This is a genomic window from Vibrio sp. SCSIO 43140 (assembly GCF_023716585.1).
Classification (GTDB): domain Bacteria; phylum Pseudomonadota; class Gammaproteobacteria; order Enterobacterales; family Vibrionaceae; genus Vibrio; species Vibrio maritimus_B.
The window spans coordinates 656,488-682,832 of record NZ_CP071851.1; the positions used below are offsets into that span (position 1 = coordinate 656,488).

At 45.7% G+C, this 26,345-nt stretch carries 21 protein-coding genes; 5 read left to right on the top strand and 16 right to left on the bottom strand.

Annotated features, from left to right (window positions below):
* Nucleotides 1-120: 120 nt before the first annotated feature.
* The 6 genes from J4N45_RS21535 to napF all read right to left on the bottom strand — a co-directional run bounded on the left by J4N45_RS21535 (nt 121) and on the right by napF (nt 4,718).
* On the bottom strand, nt 121-255 hold the full coding sequence (locus tag J4N45_RS21535; protein ID WP_081935794.1) for a TIGR02808 family protein: 135 nt from the start codon (nt 253-255) through the stop codon (nt 121-123).
* A gap of 11 nt (nt 256-266) precedes the next feature.
* A complete protein-coding gene (locus tag J4N45_RS21540) occupies nt 267-845 on the bottom strand; it encodes a NapC/NirT family cytochrome c (RefSeq protein ID WP_234496983.1) in 579 nt (192 codons plus the stop codon).
* A 26-nt stretch (nt 846-871) separates the two neighbouring features.
* Nucleotides 872-1,333 (bottom strand): nitrate reductase cytochrome c-type subunit, encoded by a 462-nt coding sequence (locus J4N45_RS21545; RefSeq protein ID WP_042495465.1) that lies wholly within the window; start codon nt 1,331-1,333, stop codon nt 872-874.
* Nucleotides 1,334-1,410: 77 nt separating this feature from the next.
* Complete coding sequence (gene napA, locus J4N45_RS21550) at nt 1,411-3,900, bottom strand: periplasmic nitrate reductase subunit alpha (protein WP_252016878.1); 2,490 nt, start codon at nt 3,898-3,900, stop codon at nt 1,411-1,413.
* A complete protein-coding gene (locus J4N45_RS21555; RefSeq protein ID WP_042471229.1) occupies nt 3,897-4,202 on the bottom strand; it encodes a chaperone NapD in 306 nt (101 codons plus the stop codon). Before J4N45_RS21555 ends, napA begins: the two co-directional genes overlap by 4 nt.
* A gap of 36 nt (nt 4,203-4,238) precedes the next feature.
* A complete protein-coding gene (napF, locus tag J4N45_RS21560; protein ID WP_234496981.1) occupies nt 4,239-4,718 on the bottom strand; it encodes a ferredoxin-type protein NapF in 480 nt (159 codons plus the stop codon).
* A gap of 239 nt (nt 4,719-4,957) precedes the next feature.
* Here napF and narQ point away from each other — a divergent pair, with 239 nt between their 5' ends.
* Nucleotides 4,958-6,685: a nitrate/nitrite two-component system sensor histidine kinase NarQ gene (gene narQ / locus J4N45_RS21565; protein WP_394150510.1), complete on the top strand. Its 1,728-nt coding sequence runs from the start codon at nt 4,958-4,960 to the stop codon at nt 6,683-6,685.
* On the top strand, nt 6,672-7,304 hold the full coding sequence (locus tag J4N45_RS21570) for a response regulator (protein WP_128650294.1): 633 nt from the start codon (nt 6,672-6,674) through the stop codon (nt 7,302-7,304). Before narQ ends, J4N45_RS21570 begins: the two co-directional genes overlap by 14 nt.
* 380 nt (nt 7,305-7,684) lie before the next feature.
* Here J4N45_RS21570 and J4N45_RS21575 read toward each other — a convergent pair whose 3' ends face one another.
* The 10 genes from J4N45_RS21575 to J4N45_RS21620 all read right to left on the bottom strand — a co-directional run bounded on the left by J4N45_RS21575 (nt 7,685) and on the right by J4N45_RS21620 (nt 22,860).
* Nucleotides 7,685-8,632 carry a DUF1989 domain-containing protein gene (locus J4N45_RS21575; RefSeq protein ID WP_252016882.1) on the bottom strand — a complete coding sequence of 316 codons (948 nt, stop codon included), beginning with the start codon at nt 8,630-8,632 and terminating at the stop codon, nt 7,685-7,687.
* A gap of 218 nt (nt 8,633-8,850) precedes the next feature.
* On the bottom strand, nt 8,851-9,159 hold the full coding sequence (locus tag J4N45_RS21580) for a hypothetical protein (protein WP_252016884.1): 309 nt from the start codon (nt 9,157-9,159) through the stop codon (nt 8,851-8,853).
* 1,033 nt (nt 9,160-10,192) lie between these two features.
* Nucleotides 10,193-11,623 (bottom strand): sodium-dependent transporter, encoded by a 1,431-nt coding sequence (locus J4N45_RS21585; protein WP_042471239.1) that lies wholly within the window; start codon nt 11,621-11,623, stop codon nt 10,193-10,195.
* 599 nt (nt 11,624-12,222) lie between these two features.
* Nucleotides 12,223-13,749, bottom strand: a complete 1,527-nt coding sequence (locus tag J4N45_RS21590) for an Lcl domain-containing protein (protein ID WP_252016886.1) — start codon at nt 13,747-13,749, stop codon at nt 12,223-12,225.
* A gap of 116 nt (nt 13,750-13,865) precedes the next feature.
* Nucleotides 13,866-14,564 (bottom strand): response regulator, encoded by a 699-nt coding sequence (locus J4N45_RS21595; protein ID WP_252016888.1) that lies wholly within the window; start codon nt 14,562-14,564, stop codon nt 13,866-13,868.
* A gap of 22 nt (nt 14,565-14,586) precedes the next feature.
* Entirely contained in the window at nt 14,587-16,068 is a 1,482-nt protein-coding gene (locus tag J4N45_RS21600; protein ID WP_252016890.1) for an ATP-binding protein, read from the bottom strand.
* 134 nt (nt 16,069-16,202) lie between these two features.
* A complete protein-coding gene (locus J4N45_RS21605; RefSeq protein ID WP_252016892.1) occupies nt 16,203-18,074 on the bottom strand; it encodes a methyl-accepting chemotaxis protein in 1,872 nt (623 codons plus the stop codon).
* 264 nt (nt 18,075-18,338) lie between these two features.
* Nucleotides 18,339-20,606 carry an alpha-galactosidase gene (locus J4N45_RS21610; RefSeq protein WP_252016895.1) on the bottom strand — a complete coding sequence of 756 codons (2,268 nt, stop codon included), beginning with the start codon at nt 20,604-20,606 and terminating at the stop codon, nt 18,339-18,341.
* A 20-nt stretch (nt 20,607-20,626) separates the two neighbouring features.
* The gene (locus J4N45_RS21615) at nt 20,627-21,625 is read right to left on the bottom strand and encodes a substrate-binding domain-containing protein (RefSeq protein ID WP_234496972.1); all 999 of its coding nucleotides are present in this window, start codon (nt 21,623-21,625) and stop codon (nt 20,627-20,629) included.
* A gap of 140 nt (nt 21,626-21,765) precedes the next feature.
* The gene (locus tag J4N45_RS21620) at nt 21,766-22,860 is read right to left on the bottom strand and encodes an ABC transporter ATP-binding protein (RefSeq protein ID WP_252016897.1); all 1,095 of its coding nucleotides are present in this window, start codon (nt 22,858-22,860) and stop codon (nt 21,766-21,768) included.
* A gap of 371 nt (nt 22,861-23,231) precedes the next feature.
* On the opposite strand from J4N45_RS21620, the gene J4N45_RS21625 reads away from it, so the two are divergent.
* From J4N45_RS21625 to J4N45_RS21635, 3 genes are all read left to right on the top strand, one after another.
* Nucleotides 23,232-24,152 carry a carbohydrate ABC transporter permease gene (locus tag J4N45_RS21625; RefSeq protein WP_234496970.1) on the top strand — a complete coding sequence of 307 codons (921 nt, stop codon included), beginning with the start codon at nt 23,232-23,234 and terminating at the stop codon, nt 24,150-24,152.
* On the top strand, nt 24,152-25,003 hold the full coding sequence (locus J4N45_RS21630; RefSeq protein ID WP_252016899.1) for a carbohydrate ABC transporter permease: 852 nt from the start codon (nt 24,152-24,154) through the stop codon (nt 25,001-25,003). The genes J4N45_RS21625 and J4N45_RS21630 overlap by 1 nt, the downstream gene beginning before the upstream one ends.
* Nucleotides 25,004-25,106: 103 nt before the next feature.
* Nucleotides 25,107-26,336 carry an extracellular solute-binding protein gene (locus tag J4N45_RS21635; protein WP_234496968.1) on the top strand — a complete coding sequence of 410 codons (1,230 nt, stop codon included), beginning with the start codon at nt 25,107-25,109 and terminating at the stop codon, nt 26,334-26,336.
* Nucleotides 26,337-26,345 lie beyond the last annotated feature (9 nt).

Genomic DNA, 26,345 nt, shown 5'->3' on the forward strand with positions numbered 1-26,345 from the left:
AACGCTCATTTATTCGTTAATTTATTGAGCTTATTGAATTTTAACTATAGACGAGAAACTTTACGTTAGACAAAAAAAGGCCTCGCAACGCTGCGAGGCCTTTCAGTTATCAGAAATAACTTACACTTCTTTATCTTTACCTAGTGATAGTAGCCAAAGTGATACCGCTGCTACACCGGCAAAACCAGAAAGGATAATGACAGGCATAGCTGCATAGCCAAGAACGTGCCAAATAACCGACTCTAGTGTACTCATTTAGTGCTCCTTTATTGCCAGCCTTCCACGCCTTCCATATCAGGTAGGCGGTGTGCGATACCTTTGTGGCAGTCTACACAAGTTTTCTCACCCGATGCTAGGGCAGTTGAGTGTTGTTGAACGCTTCGTTGCCCCTGCTCAGAGAAGTCCATAAAGTCGAACTCATGACAGTTTCGGCATTCCAATGAATCGTTAGCTTTCAATCGAGCCCATTCGCGTTCTGCTAGGTGTCCACGACGAGCTTGGAACTTCTCTTCTGTACCGATGGTGTCGAGTACATAGTGAGCGAATAGTTCTTTCGATGCTTGAACCTTACGAATGATTTTATCCGTCCAATTATGTGGAACGTGACAATCAGAACAGATAGCACGAACACCTGAACGGTTTGACCAGTGAATGGTTTCCTGGATTTCCGCTACGATAGGAGCATGACAGCCCGAGCAAAACTCCTCGGTGTTGGTCATTTCCATACCCGTGTTAAACGCACCCCAAAACAAAAGTCCTCCAGAGAAGCCTAGGAACAGGACAACACCTGCCGCGACTTTACTTGGTGACTTAAGACGTTTCCAAAACGCTTTTAGAATTTTCATAGATAGCCTCTCTCTACTTCAATTGGCTATTCAGTACGCAATGAATCAACGCGCTCGAAGTCGTTGCCAACCAATGGTTGAGCGTCAACTTGAGGTACGTGGCACTGAAGACAGAAGTAGCGACGAGGAGACATATCAGCCAACACAGCATCTTCACGGTTCATGTAGTGAGTCACACTGATTTTGGTTGCACCTGCTTCTTTCGCATTTTTCCAGCTATGACATGCCAAGCACTTGTTCGCGTTAAGCGATACTTCATAGTTACGGATTTGGTGAGGGATCAGTGGAGGCTGATACACATATGAACTCTCTACCAGTTGGTCTTTAGGTGTGTGTTTGAAGTCATCCGCAGGACGGGTGTCTTCAAGGTTTGTACTCCCACGAAGTGAATCTAGACCACCAGTTCCACCCGGGTTATTCAATTCTGCTTGTGCTACGCCGGCGATAAGTGCACCAACAGAGAGAATAGCAACAATCAATTTTTTCATTTTTGTTTCTCCGCCTTTAGGCTAATTCTTCGATGGCTACTCCTGAAGGAGCAGCCGTTTCGCTCATTCGTTCTCTGTTAAGCCAATTTGGTGATCTTAACAGGGCACTTCTTGAAGTCTGTCTGTTTGGACAGAGGATCAGTCGCATCGAGAATCAACTTGTTGATTAGGATACGAGCATCGAAGAATGGTACGAATACCAAACCTTTAGGTGGACGGTTACGACCACGTGTTTCAACACGTACACGTACTTCACCACGTTTGTTTGCCATGAGAATTTCTTCACCGCGACGTACACCGCGAGCCTTGGCATCTTCTGGGTGCATGTAACATACCGCATCAGGGACAGCTTTATACAGCTCAGGAACACGACGAGTCATGGTACCTGTATGCCAGTGCTCAAGAACACGGCCTGTACATAACCACAAGTCAAATTCTTCGTCTGGCACTTCTGGTGGCGCTTCATATGGTGCTGAAATGATCCAAGCTTTGCCGTCTGGCTTGCCGTAGAAGTCCCAGCCAGAGCCTGCTTTCGCATATGGATCTGAGCCTTCTTTGTAGCGCCAAAGCGTTTCTTTGCCATCAACAACTGGCCAGCGTAGACCACGCACTTGGTGGTAAACGTCGTATGGTGCTAAGTCATGACCATGACCGCGACCAAACGCTGCGTACTCTTCGAAAAGGCCTTTTTGAACGTAGTAACCGAAGTGGTGTGCGTCATCGTTCAGTTCGCGTGCTTCTTCGATAGGGTACTTGTCGACTTGGCCGTTCTTGAACAGCATGTCGTACATGGTTTTACCGCGGTATTCTGGTGCTTTCGCTAGAAGCTCTTCTGGCCAAACGTCTTCCATCTTGAAGCGCTTAGAGAACTCCATAACTTGCCATAAGTCAGACTTCGCTTCGCCCACGGTTTCAACTTGTTGATACCAAGCTTGGGTACGACGCTCAGCGTTACCGTAAGCCCCTTCTTTTTCGATCCACATAGCGGTTGGCAGAACAAGGTCAGCAGCTTGTGCTGTTGCAGTTGGGTATGGGTCTGAAACAACGATAAAGTTCTCTGGGTTACGGTAACCAGGTAGACGCTCTTCGTTGATGTTAGGACCAGCTTGCATGTTGTTGTTACATTGCACCCAGTAGCAGTTGAGTACGCCGTCTTTCAACATACGGTCTTGCAGAACTGCGTGGAAACCAGGTTTTGGTGGAATGGTACCTTCAGGCAGTTTCCATTCTTTCTCGGCGATTGCACGGTGTTTAGGGTTCGCTACAACCATGTCTGCAGGTAGACGGTGAGCAAAAGTACCTACCTCACGAGCAGTACCACATGCTGATGGCTGACCTGTCAATGAGAATGGGCTGTTACCCGGAGTTGCAATCTTACCGGTCAGTAGGTGGATGTTGTAAACCAAGCCATTCATCCATACGCCACGAGTATGTTGGTTCATACCCATAGTCCAAAGAGACATCACTTTGGTGTTCGGATCCGCGTATTGCTTAGCAAGCTCAATCAGTTTTTCTTTCTCTACACCTGAAATTTCAGAAGCTTTTTCTACCGTGTAAGGCGCAACAGACTTTTTGTACTCTTCGAACGAGATATCGCTCATATTGCCAGAGTTAGGGTTAGCTGCGGCTTTTTGCAGTGGGTCGTCGTCGCGTAAACCGTAACCGATATCGGTGTCAGCTTGCTTGAAGTTCGTGTGTTTGTTCACGAAGTCCCAGTTAACGGCATCGTTCTCAATGATGTAATTAGCGATGAAGTTTGCGATTGCAAGGTCAGACTGAGGATTAAAGATGTAACCGTGATCTGCAAGCTCGAATGAACGATGGTAGTACGTAGATAGAACGTTAACGCGAACATGTGGGTGACTTAGACGACGGTCAGTAATACGAGTCCATAATACTGGGTGCATCTCTGCCATGTTAGAACCCCAAAGCACGAATGCATCAGCGTTCTCGAAGTCATCGTAACAACCCATCGGCTCATCGATACCAAAGGCACGCATGAAACCAACTACCGCTGACGCCATACAGTGACGTGCGTTCGGGTCGATGTTGTTTGAACGGAAGCCAGCTTTCATCATTTTCGCAGCAGCGTAACCTTCCATAACGGTCCACTGGCCCGAGCCAAACATACCGATACTTGTTGGCCCTTTAGCTTTGAGAGATGCTTTCCATTTCTCAGCCATGATGTCGAAAGCCTCGTCCCAAGAGATAGGTGTGAACTCACCATCTTTGTCAAACTTACCATCTTTCATGCGAAGAAGAGGCTGAGTTAGACGGTCGTTACCGTACATAACTTTAGACAGGAAGTAACCCTTGATACAGTTTAGACCTTTGTTTACTGGTGCTTCTGGGTCACCCTGGGTCGCAACAACTTTACCGTTTTGCGTCCCTACTAGTACAGAACAGCCTGTACCACAGAAACGACAAGGTGCTTTATCCCAGGTAATTTTTGTTTGGTCGGAGCTAGCAATCAGGTTGGTCGCTGATGCAGGAAGGGTAATACCCGCTACAGCTGCCGCTGATGCCGCTGCGTTCGCTTTCACGAACGCACGTCTTGTCATTTTCATACTTCACCCTCTAATTGGGAATGGTTACTTCCAGTGTTGTTTTCATCGTCGTCTAACCCGGACTCGATTTGGTGAAAAACCAAAGCACAGGTGAGGACATTAGGTAAGTTGTTGATAGCGTCGATAGTGTCAGTGACGAAACCTTGGTTCTCGGTTTCAAGGACGACAACAATCTTGCCTTCCTCACTGTCCCCATAAATTTCCGCGTTATCGAACTTCTCGATTTCGCTTTTCACTTCCGCAAGGTGTTCAGCCTTGCAGTTAACTACCAAACTTGAGATATGCACTTCGTTTAGTGACATTAAACGGTCTTCTCTTTGTTATTTTTAATTCTGATTTTAAACATTGCTCACTGAGATAGAGGAAGTAGGGCAAGTAGAGACACATGCTCCACATCCATTGCAGTCCGCTAGCTCCAATTGAGGTAACGCAACACCACCCGCGCGCAGCTTGAAGGTAATCGCCATCGTTTCACAACTATCACCACAGCTTCGGCATTCAACATTGTTGTTTGCCAAGCAGGTGTCGGAGATTCCGGCTTTTGCGCTCCATGGTTCGGTGTCAGCACTATTAAATATAGGCTCTGGGCAGATTTCTGCACACTTGTAACAAAACGTACATTCGTCAATTGTGAAGTCGACCGAGGGGTATCCGCCATCCCCTTTTTGAATAATTCTCGTTTCGCAAACTTCTTCACATTTGCCGCAACGAGTACATAAGTCTGTAAACTGTTGTAAATTGTTAACCCAAGGGAGTTTGACTTGCGATGTGTCTATTTTTTTTCTCGTAAAAAAGCGACGCTTTGCGATATCTACCATTCATCACACCGATAAAAAATGCGTTACTGAGAGTTTAGCGCATCTTTTCTGTTAACAATCCTTAATTTATAGTCATATAAATTGTAGTTTTGGACACATTTGTATAAATACCTCCAAGGAGGTAATTAAGGTGCAACCTTGTTTTGGATCAATAAATTACCGACAATAGAGAAGGATAGTGTAGCCACCAAGAGAGAGGTTGAAGTTGGACAAGTCTGAAACCTTGACGAGATGAATGGATCATGAGAAAACCGACTAAATCTGTAACGGGCACAATAGCTAAAGCTATGATTTTCATACTTTTGCTATCCGTATTGACCACCAATTTCGCTATTTTGACACTTGCGTCTAGTTTGAATGACGCCGAAGCGGTTAATGTTTCGGGCTCTATGCGTATGCAGAGCTATCGTTTAGCGCATGATATGCAGGTTAACTCGCCGCTCTATTTTCTTCATGTGGAGCAATTTGAACGTTCTCTTTATTCCCCTTCAATGAAAGCGTTGCAGTCTTGGGATGTGCCGGAAGAAATTACCAATGATTACTACCAACTCATTATTCGTTGGCACGAACTTAAGGAAGTGCTAATTAGCGAAGAACGCGAGCAATATCTAATTTTGGTAGCGGACTTTGTAGACCGAATCGACCATTTTGTTCTTAAACTCCAAGAACATTCAGAAAATAAACTTATTCGATTAGCTTGGGCTGGTGGTCTTGGTTTAGGTGGAATATTAATCGTGGCCGTTTATGTGGTGCTTTTTGTACGCAAACAAATTGTTAGGCCGTTAGGACAGCTTATCTCTGCAAGTGAACAGATTCAAAATCGATCGTTTGACGTAAAGGTGGATGTTAACTCAGATAATGAGCTTGGGATCTTAGGCAAAGCCTTCAAGAATATGGCTGAGGACCTCGGTAAGCTCTATCGAGGGCTAGAAGGAGCAGTGAATGAAAAAACGCATAAGCTCCAACACGCGAATCAGTCACTTCAGGTGCTATACCAATCCTCACAAGAGCTGACCGCGACACGAATCTCACATGAAAATTTCAGAGCCATACTCAGCTACATCCATAGTGTTGAAGGAATTACCGCGGTCGAACTTCAAGTGACAGAAGTTGAAGGGTCGCCTTGGGTTGCTAGTGAAGGGAAGTTCAATGGTAATTCTGAGCGTATAAAGCAACTGCAGCTTGACGGCGAAGTTCTAGGCGAGCTTAGATATCAAATAGAGTTACCGTGTCCAGATGAAAAGCTCATTGATAACTTTGTGCAGATCTTGTCTCGAGCGGTCTATTACAACAAAACCCAACGTCAAACCGAGCAGTTAATTTTGATGGAAGAGAGGGCGACGATCGCTCGTGAACTTCACGATTCTCTCGCACAATCACTGTCTTATTTGAAGATACAGGTTACACTACTCAATCGCTCGCTTAATAAGGAAATAGATACTCTTGAGGGAAGCCGATCTCAAGGAGTACTAGATGATATTCGCGAAGGCTTAGATAATGCGTATATTCAGCTCCGTGAGTTATTAACGACGTTCAGGTTGTCGATAAAAGAGGGAACGTTTGGGGAAGCACTCACTGAGATGCTGAACCAACTCGATGGGCAGACGAGCGCTACAATAAAATTGGACAATCAGATGTCGTCCCTTGAGTTAGGGGCTAACGAACAAGTCCATATTCTACAATTGATCCGAGAAGCTGTGCTTAATGCGATTAAGCACGCCAAAGCTTCCTTTATACAAGTTTCCTGCATTGAGGAAGACAACGCTGTTGTAACTGTTAAAATTAGTGATGATGGCGTAGGGTTTGACCAAACTATTGAAAAGTTAGACCACTATGGCATGAGTATTATGAAAGAACGTGCCACACGATTGAATGCTGAGTTCTCAATTACCTCAGCAGAGAATCAAGGTTGCGAAGTGCAATTCACGTTCCAAAGAACTAAGGAGCCACTAAGTGAGCGAATGTAAAGTCATGTTAGTCGATGACCACCCTTTAATGAGGCGTGGTATAGGACAGTTACTCAGCTTTGAAGACGATTTCGAGATCGTGGCGGAAGCGAGTAATGGGTCAGACGCCGTAGCATTGGCAAAAGAAACCGAGCCAGATTTGGTGCTTCTTGACCTCAACATGAAAGGAATGTCTGGTTTAGACACGCTTAAAGCGCTTCGAGAGGATGATTTCCAAGGTCACATAGTGATTCTAACCGTGTCTGATATCCCTGCTGATATCGATGCACTTGTTAAGGCTGGTGCGGACGGTTATCTGCTCAAGGACACTGAGCCTGATGAAATCGTTGATTTGCTTCTCGGACTTTCCTCAGGCAACAAGGCGTTCAGCGGAGCGATTAAAACGTACTTGCACGAAAGAGCCAACGCGACAGATGTGTTCACCACACTCACTGAACGTGAGATGCAGATCTTACAAGAAGTAGCGAAAGGCTTTCGAAACAAGCAAATTGCCGACCGACTGTTTATCTCTGAATCGACAGTTAAAGTGCACATGAAGAGCTTGTTAAGAAAGCTGCAAGTGCCTTCGCGTACTGCTGCGACGATCCTTTACTTAGAACGATTCGGTGAAATAAAGTAGTAAGTAAAGCAAGATAGAAATATGAGCCCAGCTCGAAAGTGTTGGGCTTTTTTGTGCCCGATGGTTGCTCTATTTGTGATGATAGTGAAGTGGTTAGTTGAAGAGAGTAATCGGAACAGGTGGCCGCCTGTTCCGATTGAGGCAAGAATTCACATCTTCGAGGTAATCAATATGAACATTTCATGCGGGATTTATAGTACTGAAATTTATTAAGGGCGTCTAACACTGAAGCGATATAAACTCTGCGCGCTAATAGGATAAGTAGATATGTTCTTTCGAGTAATCGGGTAGGTGGGGTTAGTTCAGAGAAAAGTATCAAATACAGTTTTCAATGACAGAAAAAGCCCCTTATGAAAAGGGGCTAAGTGGCTGAAATTAAATTACTTTGCGCTGGTGTCTTTTGACATGATTCTATCCCAAACCTGCTTTTCCCAGCCTTGGTTGTTCATCCCAGGGTGTTCTGGTTTAATGCCAGTGTCGAATACCGATACGTAGACAGGATTCGGTCGAGCCTCGGGAAACGGCAGTTGCTGATCCGCATAAGGACAATTTGATACGACGAAGTATTGATCCTTCTCAGCATAGAATTCCACACCAACTCCGTCGTCAACGGCTGGCGCTGGTGCTAACACGCAGCGCGTGATATCTCCGTCCATTTGGGTAAATCGGTTGGGCTGGAAGATATTGACGTCGTTTCGGTTCGCATGAAAAACAGCCACCTCTCTGCGTCTTTCGTCATCTTCGATGTTAGCAATCGCTGGTACACGCAGGAACCCATGAAGGAAGTTCTCGTTGCATGAGTTTACGTTGCCTTCCTCACCATAAAGCATCGTGAGCCAATCAGCATTACAGTGCGCAGCGTAGAAGATATGCGTAAACCCTTCTTCGAGTTTTTCATATGGGAACTCATCTTCAACGAGTGTAGCCATTTTTTCCATCTTATGACGCTGAGACCAGACGCCAGAGTTTACTCTTAAGTTCAAGCCCTCTAATGCTGAGGTGTTGAGGTGATCCGCCCATTGTTCTAGGTCTGGGGTTATCATTTGTACGTCGATTATTTGTGTACGACCATTGTGCAGACTTGGGCGCTGCTCGAATCGAATTACTTGACCTGCTTTGACGAAGAACGCATTGCCAGTATGAGCTTCTAAGGTATCATCGTAGACATGTTGTCGAGTATTATCTTCTTTCGTTGCTCTAACAGCGTCATAAAACGCCATATCCGGCGATGCCATACGCTCGTAGGTCTTTGCTGGATCGCAGTCCTCGTTGTAGGTTGTATCGATTTGTGCGTTTACTTGAGCTTCTGCAATTTTAATGTCAGTCATATTGATTACCTATTTGGTCGCATCCTTGATTAAAACAATGACCCGTGTCCAACTGTGGGCGTGCAGCTAGTATCAAGCTTCTACAAGATAATCACAAAATAGGAGTTCTTTACGAGGGCTAATACTTGAGGTTGCAATAATTTTCCAAGACCCTAGATCGCAGCTTAAAATAGGCACAAAAAAAGGGCCGAAGCCCCATTTAAATGATAGAAAATCTGTTATTTTTTCTTGCCAAAGCGATTCTTGATCTTGGACTTAACCAGCGCGACGATCGGTTTACCCAGTAATAGTGCCGATGCAATAAGAACCACTTCATTGACGGCAAAACCGATGCCAGATGCTGAGGCGACTTCGCCAGCACTCCAACCTAATGCTCCACCATAAGCGGCAAGTGCCGCTGGTACAGCAACCATTCCTATATTCGTTAGAATGAACACCAGCAACGCGGCCTTTTTCAAAGGCGTGTTAACTAAGTCTTTGATGGTCATCTTTTGCTCGTCCAGTGTTTTGTTTGCTCCATTACTCATGTCGATTACCTCTTAAATTGGAAGAGATGCTTTGACGTCTTTGTCCGTATGGCCGTACTGACAAGATAATTAAAGCATCGATTTGTCTCGTATGACCAATGTCCTCAGTTTGATTCAAATCGGATTGAATAAGGTGATACGAGCCAACAACTCCTTTTATTGGGCAGAGATGGCCAGACCAATGACTGCGTGAGGTATGTTATCTATCGCTGTCAAGTCAGACAAAATAGGAGACGCTCGAAAATACGAATAGGTTGGGGTTGAAATACGAATAGGTCGAGGTACAGATACAATCTGCATGTAAAAAAAAGCCTGAGCGGACTCAGGCTGAAAATGCAAATTGCAATTAAGAATGTATAAAGTTGTGCTTGTTACCTGTCTCACAGATAAAGTGATGCTCAAAGCGTGGTTACTGCTAGGTAAGAATACCCCTAATACACTTACCAAACCCAATCACTTTGAGCACCGGGCAGAGGGCTTCTAGTTCCACTTAGAAACGCTCTGTAAATAGCTCTAGCACTATAGGGATGAAGCTATAATCTCGTGCTGAGAAAAAGACTTGCTAGAGCCATTTGCAAAACAGCCAGTTGATCGTCGGTCTAGCTGCTTTGCAAAATCAAACTGTCTTCGAGTTCTTTTAAAGGCCTCTCACCACTTTCTCGATGACGTAACTCAGCTCCAATCGCGACGACTTTACGTATTGGAACTGAATGAAAACCATGAGTAACATGCCCGCCAATTACCCCCGCAAGGTAAATGAGTCCCCCATGGTTTGAACGAGCTGTCACCGAGAAACTCACCCTATTGGCAAGAGGCCTTTAATAAGAATGCACAAGCGAAAATTCAACGCAAAAGGTAGGCTGATTTTGCTTTCTTTGCGCTCAGGTCAAGAGTACGTATTTTAAGTCTTAGAGACAAAATAGGTCCTCATAGGTGGACCGAATAGATGCATAGAAATATTGGGGAGGGGAGTATTGAAAAGATAAAAAAAGCCCTCGTATTAAACGAGGGCTTCAAGTAATCGTTGTTTAGATTATAGCTTCTTAGATAGAAGACCAGTCAGAGCGATGATACCGATACCCATCAGCATGATTGGGCCTTTACCGCTATCGAAGCCGCTTGAGATACCTGCAAACGCTACGATTGCAACTGCTACAGGGATAACAAACTTAACTAGGTTGTACCACAGACCGAACAGTGGGAACTTCACTTCACCGTCGTTAGTGATTTCTTTCTCTAGCTCTTCACGGCTTAGTCTCCAACCAGCGAAGATACACACCAACATACCACCAACTGCTAGGAAGATCTTATCAGTTAGTAGGTCGAAGATATCGAATGCGCCAGTGTCAAACAGAGTAGGACCAACGCCACCTAGAGATAGAGAAGCAAAGATACAAAGAACTGCCATTACCGCTGCTGCAGATAGTACAGCCGTAGTACGCTTCATGCCTTTCTCGTCGATTAGGTAAGACACAACTACTTCTAGTAGAGATACCGAAGAAGTCAGTGCTGCAACCGTTAGACCAACGAAGAACAGTAGTGCGAAGATAAGGCCAACGCCGCCCATTTCAGCAAACAGCTGAGGAACAACGACGAATACTAGACCAGGACCCGCTGCTGGCTCCATGCCAAGTGCGAACATGGCAGGGAACATTGCGATACCAGCAAGAATAGCGACACCTGTATCCATTGCCGTAACCATACCAGTCGTTTGAACGAGGTTCTCTTTCTTCTTCAGGTAGCTACCGTATGTGATCATACAGCCCATACCAAGACTTAGAGAGAAGAACGCTTGACCTAGTGCCGCTAGCACGACGCCGCTGTCTACTTTCGAGAAGTCTGGGCTAAATAGGAATTCCACACCCGCCATTGCGCCTGGTAGAGACAAACCTTTTACTGAAACGATGATAAGAATCAGGAATAGGATTGGCATCAGGACTTTACCCGCTTTCTCGATACCGCCAGAAATACCGCGGCTAACGATGATGATGTTCATCAGCAAGTAAACACCCATCCACATTAGTGGCTGGATAGGGTTAGTGATGAAACCGCCAAAGCTATCACCAATAGCTTCTGGGTTACTTAGAAGACCTGTAGATACTTTCTGCACGTATGCTAGAGCCCAACCACCTACAACAGGGTAGAAACCCATAATAAGTAGACCACTCAATACGCCGATAACACCTACGAATGTCCAACGACCGTCAGTCGATTTAAACGCACCAACTGCACTGCGACCAGTCTTACGACCTACCGCAAACTCAGTCAGCATTACGCTGAAGCCAATGAAAATTACGAATGCAAGATAAATAACGATGAATGCACCACCGCCATTTTCACCTGCTGTGTAAGGGAATTTCCAAATATTACCAAGACCTACAGCAGAACCTGCTGCGGCCATTACGAAGCCAAGCTTCGAACCCCAATTGTCGCGGGGTGCTGCGTTTGTGTTGCTCGTTGCCACGATAACTCCAAATAATCTGTTGTGTTTGTCCGTAACTTTGGCGCCGAAACGTTGTGTGTATTTATTTATATACACTTTCTAAAAGTTGTAGAGGCGCTTTATCCGTGACAAGTAAAACAGTTTATGGTTGCAGTTGGAAGTGTTAAAAGTGTTTTTTTCTGACTTTTGTATTCAAATTGTTGTCAACTGCTGATTTTTTAAACATTGTTTGATGATGTTTCTATAAATGCTTGACTAGGTGGCGCCATTTTCTGTTTTTTACTAATCACTCACTTGCATATTATAGATTAAGATTCTGGAGTTGCTTTCATTTTTAGCATGAGTGCATTTTCATTTAGGCGATTGTTAAGTGAATATAATTTCGGACGATTAGTGCTAGCTACCAGCCTGGAAGGTGAGAAAGTGCATGTTTATATCGGATTATTACCCGATTATGGCAAAGAATATATAGATAAATACGATGTCAATAGGGTGGGTTAAAATTGAACGGGATGGTGCTGTAAACTATCCCGTCCGCTTGTTTAGAATGATCGCGATGCTGATAAGTTAAACTATAGTTAATAATGCGAGTGATTGCTAAATAAAGTAGAGAATTCCACTTATCTCTTAGGCAGTTCATCTCGAGTTATGAAGCCATCCTTGTTTTTGTCGAGTTTATCGAAGTCTCTAGCTAGGGGACCGCGGACTTCGCTACGAGATAACTTGTTGTCACCATTGGTGTCCATGTCGGCAAACGGGTCCCCACTACGACGCTGCGATTTTCCCTTGCCCTCCACTTTGCCTGCTGGTTTAGAGTCAGTTAGGTCTGAGTTAGACAGGGTATAGGTTTTCGTTGGACGTTCAGTTGTCTCTGGCTGTTCGACGAACCTTGTATTATTGTCACTGACGCATCGAACGTGGTTTTCAAACCTTACCGCATCACCCTGAGGCCCGTGACCTTGTGGATAGCTTTGACCATTATCCACCTTAGGGTCACTTCTTTGAGCACCAGCACCGTGTACGTCCACCCAGTTGTCACGCATGTAACCCATGGAACGACCAAAGGCGACGTAACTCGCGTTCTTGGCGTTCTTTAGATTCATGTGAGTTGTGCTGCTCCAGTAGTTCGGGTAGTCAAGTTCACCACCTTCATTGGTAATTTGACTAGCATTGAATATTGGATCTAAGGACGGGCTATTGCTCGTTGCCGGTGAACGTGAGGAATCAACAATGGATTGAAGCTCTTTCACGTTAGGTAGACGCCAATCTTGGCGACCCGCTAAATCGAGATTCTCACAGTACTCTAATGCACCATTCCAATCTAAGCTCGTTACGCTGTCGGCTGTTTGCCATATCAAACCTGTCGCTTCATCGTGTACTGTGCCGTTTGAATTAGCGACAAATTGGTTTACACCGTAATCAGAGTTCCCCCGAACAGCCAGGATATAGAAGGTTTTGTCTCCTCCACGGGGGCTCTGCATTCCGTAACCTTTGATGCGTCCATCAATAAAATTCACGCCAAATACGGTGTCATCTTTGCCCATTGTCTTAGAGACATATTGAGTACTACTCAAATATTGAGCATCAATAAGACGTTCACCCGATGCCATATCGCCAGACTCGAAACCAAAGTAGCGATGGTCGATGAAAGGTCGAATAGAATAAGAATCAGGACCATTGATGCCGCTAGGATCCTCTCCGTCAAAGAGGATCAGCGAATAGAGCTCTTTGATTGTAGGTAGTCGCCAGTCAGAAAATCCTGCCGTGTTTAGGTTAGCGATGTAGCTGACTGCTTGGTCGTAACTCATTTTATCGGCTGCAGTTACTTTTCCATCACGGTTGGTGTCAATCGATGCTGCCCACATTAGGCCGGTGACGTTATCACTTACCGTCCCATCGTTATTTGCGGTGTAACTTGGCGCGTATCCTTGATATTGGGCGTCTTGCCCGAAACCATACTCCCCTTGAAGCGGGCAGGTTGAAAGCTGAGTCGACTCGTCTGAACAAACCGATTGGCCTGTATCGACGATTTTATAGCTGAGAGATTCACTGCTGGAAGCCTGTCCGGTGAAGCAAAATGTCCCCCAAAGCACAAATGCTAATGTAGAAAGCTTGGGAAAGATTTGGCGGCGGTTGTCTGAGTTCATACACTACCTCACGTTCGTGTGTAAAAGCATACTTAATTGATGAAAAAAGTATGCTTGATAAAAGTGCAGAAAATATGGAGGTATCTGGGTTTGTTTGTGAAGATGAAGTCCGATGGCTAGTCGCGTTCAGTCAACTCGAATCGATAACCCACGCCGTATATCGACTTAATCCAATCGTAGCTTGGGTTGATAGCCAATATCTTCTTGCGCAGGTTTTTTATATGGCTGTCAATGGTTCTATCGGTGACGACTCTTCCGTCTGAATAGATGCGGTCAATGAGCTGATCTCGGTTATAGACGACACCGTGATGGCTATTGAAATGACGCAATAATTTAAACTCAGCGGGCGTTAAGGATAAAATTTCACTATCAATGGTGACCTTCATTTGCGCATCGTCGATGATTAGCGACGCTTGTGGGCTGACTTGTTCAGCCTCGGACAGTGACGCCGTCTTTGTGCTTTGACTGCGCCTTAGTACGTTCTTGACTCTGGCAACAAGTTCTCTTGGGCTGTAAGGCTTACAGATATAGTCATCAGCGCCCAGTTCTAAACCTAGCAAGCGGTCTATTTCATCGACTTTAGCCGTCGCCATCATGACGGGTACATCGCTGAAAGTGCGTAGTTCTCGATAGATATCCAATCCATCGCGATTAGGGAGCATTAAATCCAACAAAATTAAAGAAGGGGTGTGTTCCTTTACCCATTCGATGACTTTATCGCCGTCATCGATAATGTGTGATTCAAATCCATTATGCTGTAGGTATTCGGACACAATGTTTGCCAGTGAAGGTTCGTCTTCAACGATTAAAATCATGGTCATTCCTTTGTTTCTGTTTTTATTGCTCATCGTTGCTGGATTTTGGCAGCGTTACGACCATTTTCAAACCGCCCAGCGGTGAGTGTTCGGCATTTAGGCTTCCATTGTGCGCTTTTACGATGCTTTGGCAGATAGCAAGCCCAAGTCCGGAGCCGCCATTGGCGCGGCTGCGAGATTTATCGACGCGATAAAGGCGCTCGAAGAGTTTAGGTAAAGCTTGCGTTGGCACGCTTGGATAACTGTCTTCAATAATGATAGTCGCCTCGGTTTTGCTCTCTTGAATTGAAAGTCTGACCGAGCCATTTTCATCAGTATAACGGAAGCAGTTCTCAAACAGGTTCTGAAAAACTTGCTGAAGTGACTTCGAATCGGCGAAGACTTCAATTTCAGGATTGCCTTCAAGTTGATGCTCAAGTGAGATGGATTTTTCTTGTAGCCTCAGTTCATAACGCTCAACGATAGGTGATAACACGTCTACAAGTGTTACGGCATCTCTCTGGTCACTGTCTTTGGCCCCACTGTCTGATAGGGCTAATGTGTGTAAATCATTAATCAACCGTGTCAGCGTGGATACTTGGTCATGCAATCCATCGACATACCGCATTTCAAGGGGGCGAATCCCATCCTGTAGAGCCTCGATTTCACCTTTTAGTACAGCCACTGGCGTTCGAAGCTCATGAGAAATATCGGACAGCCACTGGTCTCTCAATTGTTTCTGCTGCTCTAACGACGCGGTGAGTTGATTAAATGCATCGACAAGGTCGGCAAGCTCATCGCTCCCTGTATGCTCAATGCGATGGTCCAACTGACCAGAGCCAACAACTACGGCGCCATGGTGTAGCGCGCTTAATGGTTTAAGCAAGTACCGCACTGAGAAAAATGCGATCGTTAACGTCAGTAACAGAGCGGCTAATGAAATGGTCAGCACATGAGTGGTCTGTGACTGAATAAAGCTCTCGGCAAGCTTATTTGAGACGCTGCGACTCTGCACTACGCTAAGCCAGCCAACTGTATTGTCGTCATGTTTGATAGGCACATAGCTTACAAACTGTAAGCTTTCATCAAGGATAAAGTCGTGACTCATAGGGCCTAACAGAGGCATACGACTTTCATCTAGCAAGCTGATACGCACTCCAAGTGGCACGAATAAGACCTGGTCGCGTTCAAGCTTTGATGAAGGTGAAGGTATGTCAGGAGACAATCGGTCATGTCTTGGGGGCGGACCTCGCCTAGGGCGAGGAGGGGGTGCTTCGCCAATTTGCTGCATCAAGGTGGCGAGTACTTGTGGAGAGCGAAGCAGCTTATCCCAACCATAGGTTTCGGAGTAGTAACTAGAGACATTGCTTGCAAGGCTTTCTACCTTCGTGAGCTCTTCTTGATTCAAGTAGCTTTGTAGCCCTTCTTTGAAACTGGAGTTAATCAGATACGCCATACCTGCTAACAGTAACAAGCTTGAAGTTAGAAGCGATAAAAACAGCTTTTGAAACAGAGTAAAGCGCATGCGAATCCAGAGAAAACGGAGTGTTAAATTTAGTCTACCTCAATATTGTGGAGAAAATTTGGAGAAATAGCGATGGTTAAAAAAGAAAGCTCCGGTATTGAGACCGGAGCTTTAAGCTTGAAGTGTTAGCGAGCTTATACCTTAAAGCGGTTTAGGATCGCTTCTTGCTGATGAACGTTATCAAACTGCTCAGTCATTGCCGTATTTGCACCGTTAGCGGCGTCAGATACTTGCTCACTCAGATCTTTGATCTTGATGGTGTTAGCGTTGATCTCTTCTGCAACCAAGCTTTGCTCTTCTGCTGCTGCGGCAATTTGCATGTTCATATCAGAAATCTGTGCGATAGACTGACGAATACGTTCTAGCGCATCGTTTGCACTTTGCGCACGATCGACGGCCATTGTGGCGCTTTCTTTGCTTTGAGACATAGCGCTAGAAACAGAGTGTGCACCTGCCTGAAGCTGCTCAATCATGCTGCGAATTTCTGTTGTTGATTCTTGAGTGCGTTGCGCAAGAGTACGAACTTCGTCGGCGACTACTGCGAAACCGCGACCTGATTCACCAGCACGTGCGGCTTCAATGGCTGCGTTTAGAGCGAGTAGGTTTGTCTGGTCTGCAATGTCATTGATGACCTTAAGAATGGTTTCAATGTTGTCTGTTGCTGACTCTAACCCCTGAACCTCGATAACTGCTTCTTCAATACTCATAGAGAGATTAGTGATAGCCGATGTGGTATCAAGCACTACCTCAGAGCCTTCTTGAGTCGCAGTGTCTGCGGCTTGCGCTGCACTTGCTGCACCTTGAGCATTGTTAGCGACTTCTGACGACGTGCTGGCCATTTCATTCATTGCTGTCGCAAGCTGCTCAAGTTCTTGAAGCTGGGTATTCATTGCAACCGCTGAGTGTTTAGCGCCTTCCGTCGTTTGCTGTGTTAGCGCTAGGATCTTGGTTGAAATCTCCTTCGACTGAATGATTTGCTGCTGAAGGTTTGCGGTGAAGGTGTTAAAGCCTTTCGCGAGTTCAGCAAACTCTGCATCCGTGTCTGTGTCTAGGCGGTGAGTTAGGTCACCGTCGCCGTTTGCAACGTCTTGAATTGCAGCGTTCAGATCTGTCAGAGGACGCATCAGGAATTGGATGAGAAGTGTCAGAGCAATAACGCTGACAATCACGCCAACCAAGATAAACAGGATAGACTGATTACGCATCTTACCAATCGCTGCAAAGGCGACATCTTTATCGATGATCGCGCCCACGTACCAGTTCTCGTCAGGAACTTGGATAAGGTTTACTTGGTAATCTTTACCATTAATTTGAAGCTCTTGAGTACCTTGTGAGAGCTGAATGCCAGGAACGAACTTAGCTACAGGTTGACCGTTAAGGCTTGCGTCTGGGTGAGCAATCGTCATGCCTTTATCCGTCACTACAAACAAATAACCTGCGTTGAAAAGGTTAGTTTGGTTTACCAAGTCTGCTAGGGTGGTCAAGGTGACGTCAAACACAACACTACCTACAAAGCGACCTGACTCGTCATTAAGTGATGAGCCCAACGAGATAATCACATTGTTAGTCGACGAATCTACATAAGGGTCAGTAATGATTGTGCTGTTGGCTGCCTTAGCTTCTTTATACCAAGGACGCGCACGTGAGTCATAGTTGCTATCCGGTACCCACCCATCGTTACTGATTAGCGAACCATTTGATTCATAGCCCACACCTACAGCTTGGAAGTTAGACTTCAGTGTTGAGGTAGTAATGATGTCTTCCACGTAGTCGTTATTTAGAGGGTCAATTTCCAATGACTCTGTAACGGCACTTGCCATATCGCGCTTAGCGTTTAAGTCATAAGTGATAGTGTTTTTAACGCCTGTGGTTAACTCGTTGATGCTAGTGTCAATGTGACTTTGAAGTTCGCTACGCACCGTGATCAACTGGGTAATCCCTAGGGTTGAAACGGTAACGAGTAGCAAAGCCGCCGAAGCGGAAACGATTTTGTGACTAAATTTCATACTACTTCCTAGATTTAGCTCTAAATATTGCCTTTATAGATAGCCAACATTGAATGCATAACTGGTGTTATGAATCAGATTTATTATTAAGAACAGTGTTTTGTATAACTATACAGATTATCGACCTGTCAGGCATGAACTTTATAGGGATATATCGAATATTTTTACTGGTCATAACAGTGATATAAGTAAGGATATATAAAAGCAATCGCCCGCTATTCCGTGGTTAGGAATAGCGGGCGATTAGCGTGCTGATTTATAAATCTATTTTCGTTTAAGGTGGTAGATTCTCGAACCGAAATCGCCAATATGACGGGTCTGTTCAGTGATCTCTACACCTAGAAATTGGCTGTTCAAAGGCAAACCAAACGCGGCGAGCTGGTCACCAAATAGGTGATAAAGCTCTGGTGTCGCTTTTACGCTGGTTGTTTCCACCTCTTCACTGTATTGAGAGCGTGACTGGACCTCGAACTCAGATTCGGGCTCGAAAAATGGTAGCTTGATTCGCTCTAAATCGCCGTTACTTTGTTGAAGCTTTTGGTAATAGCCAAGCAGTCCCTCAGTACCGTCTTCGTTAGTGACAAGCCAAGTGGAGATATTGTTGTCAAAAGGCGAGGCTAACCGATAGAAACGCCCAAATTGAATCAGCTTGCGATGTTGCTTATAGAACGCAATTTGTTCTCTGACAGCCTGCGTTTCATTGCTTGAGAGCTGCGTGATATCAAGTTGATAACCAAAGTTGCCGAATGCCGCGACATTAAAGCGAGTCTCCAATGGTGTGCGACGCAGTACCTGATGTGAAGGTTTGGCAGCGACGTGAGCACTCATCGATGACAGGGGATAACACATGGATGTGCCGTGCTGTATGTTTAAGCGCTCAATAGCATCGGTATTATCACTGGTCCAGGTTTGAGGCATGTAGCAAAGCATACCAAGATCGAATCGGTTTCCGCCGCTAGAACACGACTCAAATAGGATATTTGGAAATGCACCGGTTAAGCGAGCCAACAAGTCGTATAGCCCAAGAACATATCTGTGATTAAACCCACTTTGAGTCGATGGGGTTAAAGACTGGGCGTAATTATCACTGAAGTTACGATTATGATCCCACTTCACATAGTCTACATCCGCTCTGGAAAATACGTCACTCAGTTTATCAAACAGGTAGTCGACTACGTCTGGGTTTGCCATGTCTAGAACGAGCTGGTTGCGTCCCAGAGAAGGCTCTCTTAGTGGATGAGCGACCGCCCATTCGGGGTGTTGTCTAAATAGCTCACTGTCTGGTGACACCATTTCAGGTTCGACCCAAATACCAAATCTAAGTCCGTAGCTTTTGACTTTGTTGCTGATACGAGCAATGCCGCCTTGGAGTTTTGGGTTGTCGAAGTAGTCTCCGAGACTCGTAGTATCATCGTCTCGTTTTCCAAACCAACCATCATCGAGCACAAACAGCTCAACACCAATATCTTGAGCCTTTTGGGCAATAGCATCCAGTTTGTCGTAGTCAAAATCGAAGTAAGTTGCTTCCCAATTATTCACTTGGATGGGGCGTTCAACTAATCGCCACTGCTCTGGTACCACATGATGATTTATGAAGTGATGCAGTTGTTGGCTCATGGTATTTAAGCCTGTGGCAGAGAAGGTGAGAACTACCTCTGGCGTCGTGAAGCTTGAGTTGGGTTTTAGCTCCCATCGGAAGTCAAAATCATTGATTCCTGTCATGACGCGAGTTAAGCAATGCGGCGATACCTCAGCGACAGATAGGTGATTTCCGCTGTAGAAGACGCCGAAGCCGTAACAAGGCCCCATGTGCTCGTTGGTTTCTTTATTTGCTATTGCAATAAACGGATTGTGGTTCGCGCTACTTACGCCTTTCTTCGAATCTATCTGCACTATGCCTTTGTTTAGGCGTTGGCGTGCAATTTGTGCTTCTTTTATCCACTTGCCTTGAAGGTGGATAAGGTCAAAGCCTTCGTCTGCAAAATCGACACAGCTACTGAGCGCGCGATGAATTTGCATGTTATGGCTGTCTTCATTACGAATAACAAGATGGCGAGTGATAACGTTTGAGGCTTCATAAACCGAGTAGTGAACGTCGACAGCCAATCGAGTGATAGCGTCGACAAGCGTAACGATAAGGTGCTGGCCTTTTTTCTCACCACTTGCTGACGGCAACCCAGCGAGTGCGGGTTTGCTGTCGACAACTTGGTGTGAAGAGTAGGTGAGGTCGGTAATGCGTGACCCATCTGCATACTCAATGTGTAAAAGTGGGCTTCGGTAATCGCCTTTCCCTAAGGTGGGGACTTCGAGTTTCAGGGTATCTAAGCTTTGCCCAGGAACATCGGCGTAGTCCGTTGTCGAGCCCATCTTTCCGCTGTAACGCTGATGAAGTGCTGCAAAGCTGCTGCGATGTGTCATCTTGTCACCGTAATGAAGATTGATGAGATGACCCGTTTCGTCCGCTTTGATGATGTAACTGGTTTTGGCTGTTTGGAGATGGAACTCAAGCTGTTCGCTATTAACAAAAATCATTGCGCCACCTTAAGGGTTGGTTAGCGTGTCATTACGGACTTACGCTGCACGAGAGTTGGAGTGAAAACAATTGGGTCATCCTCAATCTTCTCGCCACGTGATAGCAGCAAGGCCAATCGAGCCGCTCTTTCTGCCATCATAGCGATAGGGTAGCGAACCGTAGTTAGGTGAGGATGCACGAAACGGGCGATCAGACCGTCATCGAAGCCAATTATGGAAATGTCTTGAGGGACAGCAATGGCATTGGTTTCCAGCGCTTGGATAGCACCTGCTGCCATATAATCGTTGTAAGTCACGACGGCAGTAATATCGAGTGACTTTGACAACAAATTCGTCATAGCCAGCTCACCGCCATCACTGCTCGGTTCGCCAGCCTCAATGTAGTTTTTGGAAAGCGCAATACCGTGGTCTTCTAGAGCGGTGCGATAGCCTTTAATTCGCTGATGGGTATCTTCGATATCCTGAGAAGAGGCAATACACGCGATGTTACGATGCCCTGATTTGATTAGCTGCAGAGTGGCAAGGTAGGCACCACGTTCATTATCAAGGGAAATACAGCGCGATTCGATCTCTGGAATGTAGCGGTTGATAATGACCAACCCTTTCACCTCTTTGGCGTAATTGATGAGTTCCTCATCACTGAGACCTTTGGCGTGCAGAATAATTGCATCGCATCGACTGTTAATCAGCAGCTCTAGCGCATGGCGTTCATCTTCAGCGTTGTGGTAACCATGTCCAATTAATATGTGCTTTCCAGCTTCTCGAGCAACTTGATCGACCGATTTCAATAGAGTCCCGAAAAATGGGTCAGAGACATCCGCGACGACAACACCCACTGTGTTGGTGCTTTGATTGACCAAGGCACGCGCTGCCGCATTTGGGCGATAGCCGAGCTTCTTCATCGCTGCCGTTACAGAAGTAATGGAAGACTGACTCGCTTTCGGCGATTTATTGATCACACGAGACACTGTAGCGACAGAGACTCCTGCTTCTTTTGCGACATCTTTGATGGTTGCCATTGGGCACCTTTTACTTGGGCTCTTAAATTAGGCGAGTATTAGAGCGTGTTTCATAGCGGAGCGCAATTTGCTGGATAAACAAATCCTTGTGTTTGCTATGATTGCTCGAATACTCGCTGAGACTTGCGACGGACTCGAGGTTATAAAGTGACGCGTTGTCCGTCTGCATCGAACAGGTGCACATCCTCATAGGTGCAGCTTATCTCAACTTTTTCAAACTTGTTGACTGCTTGGTCACCTGGTAGGTGTACTTTGAATCCGTCGACACCGGACGCCTGTCCGAACAAGTAGGTGCTGTTGCCTAGACGCTCCACAACTTCACTTTGGAACTGCAATTTGACCGGGCTGTCATGGTTGAGTGTTAGATGTTCCGGTCTAACGCCAAGGCTCAGTTTGTCACCTGTATTAGGCGTAGAGGAACTGCTGTCAGTTCGCGGAAGCGTAAAGCGCTCTCCTTTGTCGGTTTTTAGGGTGAGGTTATTGTCGGTAATCTCTTCTACTAGGGTAGGAATGAAGTTCATTTTAGGAGAGCCGATAAACCCAGCAACAAACTCGTTTTGCGGTGTGTGATATAGCTCAAGAGGGCTGCCGACTTGTTCTACCTGACCATCTCTCAACACCACGATTTTGTCGGCTAGCGTCATCGCTTCAACCTGATCGTGGGTCACGTAGATCATCGTGTTGGCTAAATCTTGATGGAGCTTGGCGATTTGCAATCGCATATCAACGCGCAGCTCTGCATCTAGGTTGGATAGGGGTTCATCAAATAGAAACACCTTAGGGTTACGGACAATGGCGCGACCGATGGCTACACGTTGGCGTTGACCACCAGACAGCTCTTTGGGTTTGCGCTTTAACAAGTGCTCTAATTGCAGTGTTTTAGCTGCATTCTGTACTTGCTTATGGATGTAGTCTTTAGGATGGTTATTCATCTTGAGACCAAAACCCATGTTTTCTTCAACCGTCATGTGAGGGTAGAGGGCATAAGATTGGAACACCATCGCCACGCCACGCTCTGCCGGATCGACGTCGTTGACTTTCTCATCATCAATATAAATCTCACCATCGGAGATCTCTTCTAGCCCAGCGACCAAGCGAAGCAGTGTTGATTTACCACAGCCAGATGGTCCGACAAACACCACAAACTCACCATCATTAATATCGAGATCCACACCGTGGATGGTTTGTACCTTACCAAAGCGTTTGATGACTTGGTTTAAGCGGATGTCAGCCATAAGAACTCCTAGTTATGCAGACAAGTAAAAGCAAAAGTTTAGCGAGTGTTAGCGGTTAGCCTATACGTTCTCGATAGCGCTAATCGTGCTCGCATGATGTCCGTTGATACCATCACCATACGCCCTAATCGCACTCTTGTTAGCTGTCAAACCCAGAATAGTTGATCATGATCATAATTTGTTAACGAATTTGAGTGAAAAGTGTGGAAACGTTTACAGTTTTAATTTTGAGCAGTACAACATTTCACCATGCTGGCTAATATTTAGGTGTATTTTCACTAAAACTCATCTAAAACAGTACTTATTGTTGATATTTACTAAAATTAATATGTGTTAACAGTATGTTGCGATGAGGTAGGAGTCACCTTGAAATGGAACAATCTGTGAAAACGGTATACCCCAAAAACCGATTACCTTCACAGCGGCGTAAGAGCCGCATTAATACCAATGTTGCCCCCTGGCTGTTTTTGGCGCCAGCGATGCTCATTTTTGCGGTTTACGTGATTTATCCCATTCTGGATAGTATCTGGCTGAGCTTTTATGAGTGGGACGGGCTCGGCGAGAAAACATGGGTTGGTTTAGATAACTATCGCGAGCTCTTTGACTCAGAAGCCTTCTACACCTCTTTAAAAAACAACTTTTTGTGGTTGGTGTTCTTTATGCTTGCACCACCACTAGGGCTTGCTATCGCGCTGTTTCTGAACCAACAGGTAAGGGGGATACGCGTTGTTAAGTCGTTGTTCTTCTTCCCTTTTGTTATCTCTCAAGTGGTTGTCGGTTTGGTCTTCGCTTGGTTCTATGACCCGTCATTTGGTTTGTTCAATATCGTATTGGGCTTCTTCAATGTTGAGCCTGTCGCGATTTTGTCGAATGAGGACTACGTCACCTACGGCATCATTGCAGCGGGTCTGTGGCCACAAATTTCATACTGCATGATTCTCTATTTAACGGGCTTAAACAATCTCGATCCAGAGCAGCTTGAAGCAGCACGATTAGATGGTGCGAAAAAGCTTCGCATGCTTTGGTATGTGGTTCTGCCTCAGCTTCGTCCAGCGACCTTTATCGCTATCGTCGTTACTGTGATTGGGGCACTTCGCTCCTTTGACTTGGTTGCGACTATGACGGCTGGTGGCCCGTGGGGTAGTTCTACAGTGTTGGCATATCAAATGTACGAAGAGTCAATCTTTAACTATCGGATGGGCTATGGCGCGGCGGTTTCTGTTGTTCTGTTCCTGATTATGGATATCTATATCGCTTACTTCTTGTGGCGAATGCTGAGGAGTGAAAAATAATGTACCCACAACCGATCGAAAAGTCAGGACGCTTTACCAACATAAGCTATCGAGTGGCTTTGCCTATCGCTATTGTCCTGTGGTTACTTCCGCTTATCGCGGTAATGATGACGTCTATCCGCTCTATGGAGGACATCAACAAAGGTAACTATTGGGGATGGCCAACGGATATCCAGTTTATTGAAAACTATACTCAGGTATTCACTGCGACGCCTATGAGTCAATACCTGCTCAACAGTCTTATCATCACGTTGCCTGCTGTTGCTGGCGCGGTTGCTCTGTCTACGTTGGCAGGCTTTGCTCTAGCCAAATACAACTTTAAGGCGAACATCTGGATCTTTGCGATGTTCATCGCAGGCAATTTTGTCCCGTTTCAAATCTTGATGATTCCTGTGCGTGACCTGACCATTACCTTTGGGCTTTACGATACCCACTGGGCTCTCATCTTTTTCCATGTCGCGTTCCAGGCAGGGTTTTGCACGCTGTTTATGCGTAACTTCATCGTTGGCATTCCAAACGCACTGATTGAAGCGGCGCGAGTTGAAGGCGTCAGTGAAATGAAAATCTTTTGGCATGTCGTGCTACCTCTTGTGAGACCTGCACTTGCGGCATTGTCGGTTCTCGTCTTTACCTTTATATGGAATGACTTTTTCTGGGCACTAGTACTCGTTCAAAGTGATGAAGTACGTCCGGTAACAGCTGGATTGAGTTCTCTGAAAGGGCAGTGGTTGGCAGCATGGCAATTTATGTCGGCGGGTGCAATCGTCGCTGCCATTCCTCCGGTGGTGTTGTTTTTTACGATGCAACGTCACTTTATTGCAGGTTTAACATTAGGAGCGACCAAAGGTTAATTCTAATTGTACTGCATACCCCGCGTTGAATGCAGTGTATCAACGCAAAACATAACGATAACAAATGGAGCCTGAGCTTACGCTCGACAATAAGGATCTTACTATGAAAACTGTGAAACACCTCGTTGCTACCACGATACTAAGCGCGACCGTCTCTGCTACAGCATGGGCGGGTGAGTTAGTTATCAACTCTGACCAAGCAGACCCTGCACCAAAGGAAGCTTGGGCTGAAATCGTAAAACGATTTGAAGCAGAAAACCCAGACATTACGGTGAAGTACAATCTGTATGACAAAGAAGCGTACAAGACGACGATACGTAACTGGCTGGTAACGTCTCCACCGGATGTTGTGTTCTGGTATGCGGGTAACCGTATGAAAACGTTCGTAGACCGTGGTTTGCTTGAAGATGTGAGTGATATCTGGGCTGAGAATAACATGGCTCAGGACTTCAAATCTGCAGCACCGGCAATGACGGTAAACGGTAAGCAATATGGCGTACCATACACGTATTACCAATGGGGTGTGTACTACCGTAAAGATATCTTTGAGAAGTATGGCATCGCAGAACCGAAGACATGGGATGAGCTAAAAGCTGCCGCTGCAACACTGAAGAAAAATGAGGTTGCACCATTCGCTATCGGTACTAAGTACCTTTGGACAGCAGCAGGTTGGTTTGACTACATCAACCTACGTACCAACGGTCTAGATTTCCACATCGACCTAATGGACGGTAAGGTCCCATACACCGATGAGCGAGTGAAAAAGACATTTGCTAACTGGGCGGAACTTGTTGAACCAGGTTACTACCTTGAAAACCACGCATCATACTCTTGGCAAGAAGCACAGCCATTCCTATATAACGGTGAAGCCGCAATGTACCTAATTGGTAACTTTATTGCTCCAAACTTCCCTGACGAGTTGGAAGGCAAAATGGGCTTCTTCCAGTTCCCTGTGATTGACCCTGCTGTTCCTTTGGCAGAAGACGCGCCGATGGATACGATTCACATCCCAAGCAAAGCGAAGAACAAAGAAGATGCTCGTAAGTTCCTTGCATTTGTTGCTAAGCCAGAGATTCAGCAGCTTGTTAACGACGTTCTATTGCAAATCCCGACGAATAGCAAAGCGAAGCCTGCTGATGACGAGTTCCTAAACATCGGTGTTGAAATGCTAGCTCAAGCGAGTGGTACAGCTCAGTTCTATGACCGTGATACTGATCCTGCCATGGCGAAAGAGGGGATGAAAGGTTTCCAAGAGTTCATGGTAAAACCTGAGCGTGTCGATCAGATCCTCAAACGTTTGGAAAAAGTGCGTCAACGTACATTTAAAAACTAGGTAAACACA

Coding starts and splice junctions, on each gene's coding strand:
- J4N45_RS21625 (WP_234496970.1), top strand. CDS start 23,232: ATGGAACAATCTGTGAAAACGGTATACCCCAAAAACCGATTACCTTCA.
- J4N45_RS21620 (WP_252016897.1), bottom strand. CDS start 22,860: ATGGCTGACATCCGCTTAAACCAAGTCATCAAACGCTTTGGTAAGGTA.
- J4N45_RS21595 (WP_252016888.1), bottom strand. CDS start 14,564: ATGATTTTAATCGTTGAAGACGAACCTTCACTGGCAAACATTGTGTCC.
- J4N45_RS21575 (WP_252016882.1), bottom strand. CDS start 8,632: ATGACTGACATTAAAATTGCAGAAGCTCAAGTAAACGCACAAATCGAT.
- J4N45_RS21590 (WP_252016886.1), bottom strand. CDS start 13,749: ATGAACTCAGACAACCGCCGCCAAATCTTTCCCAAGCTTTCTACATTA.
- J4N45_RS21630 (WP_252016899.1), top strand. CDS start 24,152: ATGTACCCACAACCGATCGAAAAGTCAGGACGCTTTACCAACATAAGC.
- J4N45_RS21615 (WP_234496972.1), bottom strand. CDS start 21,625: ATGGCAACCATCAAAGATGTCGCAAAAGAAGCAGGAGTCTCTGTCGCT.
- J4N45_RS21605 (WP_252016892.1), bottom strand. CDS start 18,074: ATGAAATTTAGTCACAAAATCGTTTCCGCTTCGGCGGCTTTGCTACTC.
- napA (WP_252016878.1), bottom strand. CDS start 3,900: ATGAAAATGACAAGACGTGCGTTCGTGAAAGCGAACGCAGCGGCATCA.
- J4N45_RS21635 (WP_234496968.1), top strand. CDS start 25,107: ATGAAAACTGTGAAACACCTCGTTGCTACCACGATACTAAGCGCGACC.
- J4N45_RS21600 (WP_252016890.1), bottom strand. CDS start 16,068: ATGCGCTTTACTCTGTTTCAAAAGCTGTTTTTATCGCTTCTAACTTCA.
- J4N45_RS21540 (WP_234496983.1), bottom strand. CDS start 845: ATGAAAATTCTAAAAGCGTTTTGGAAACGTCTTAAGTCACCAAGTAAA.
- J4N45_RS21545 (WP_042495465.1), bottom strand. CDS start 1,333: ATGAAAAAATTGATTGTTGCTATTCTCTCTGTTGGTGCACTTATCGCC.
- J4N45_RS21555 (WP_042471229.1), bottom strand. CDS start 4,202: ATGTCACTAAACGAAGTGCATATCTCAAGTTTGGTAGTTAACTGCAAG.
- napF (WP_234496981.1), bottom strand. CDS start 4,718: ATGGTAGATATCGCAAAGCGTCGCTTTTTTACGAGAAAAAAAATAGAC.
- J4N45_RS21580 (WP_252016884.1), bottom strand. CDS start 9,159: ATGAGTAATGGAGCAAACAAAACACTGGACGAGCAAAAGATGACCATC.
- J4N45_RS21535 (WP_081935794.1), bottom strand. CDS start 255: ATGAGTACACTAGAGTCGGTTATTTGGCACGTTCTTGGCTATGCAGCT.
- J4N45_RS21610 (WP_252016895.1), bottom strand. CDS start 20,606: ATGATTTTTGTTAATAGCGAACAGCTTGAGTTCCATCTCCAAACAGCC.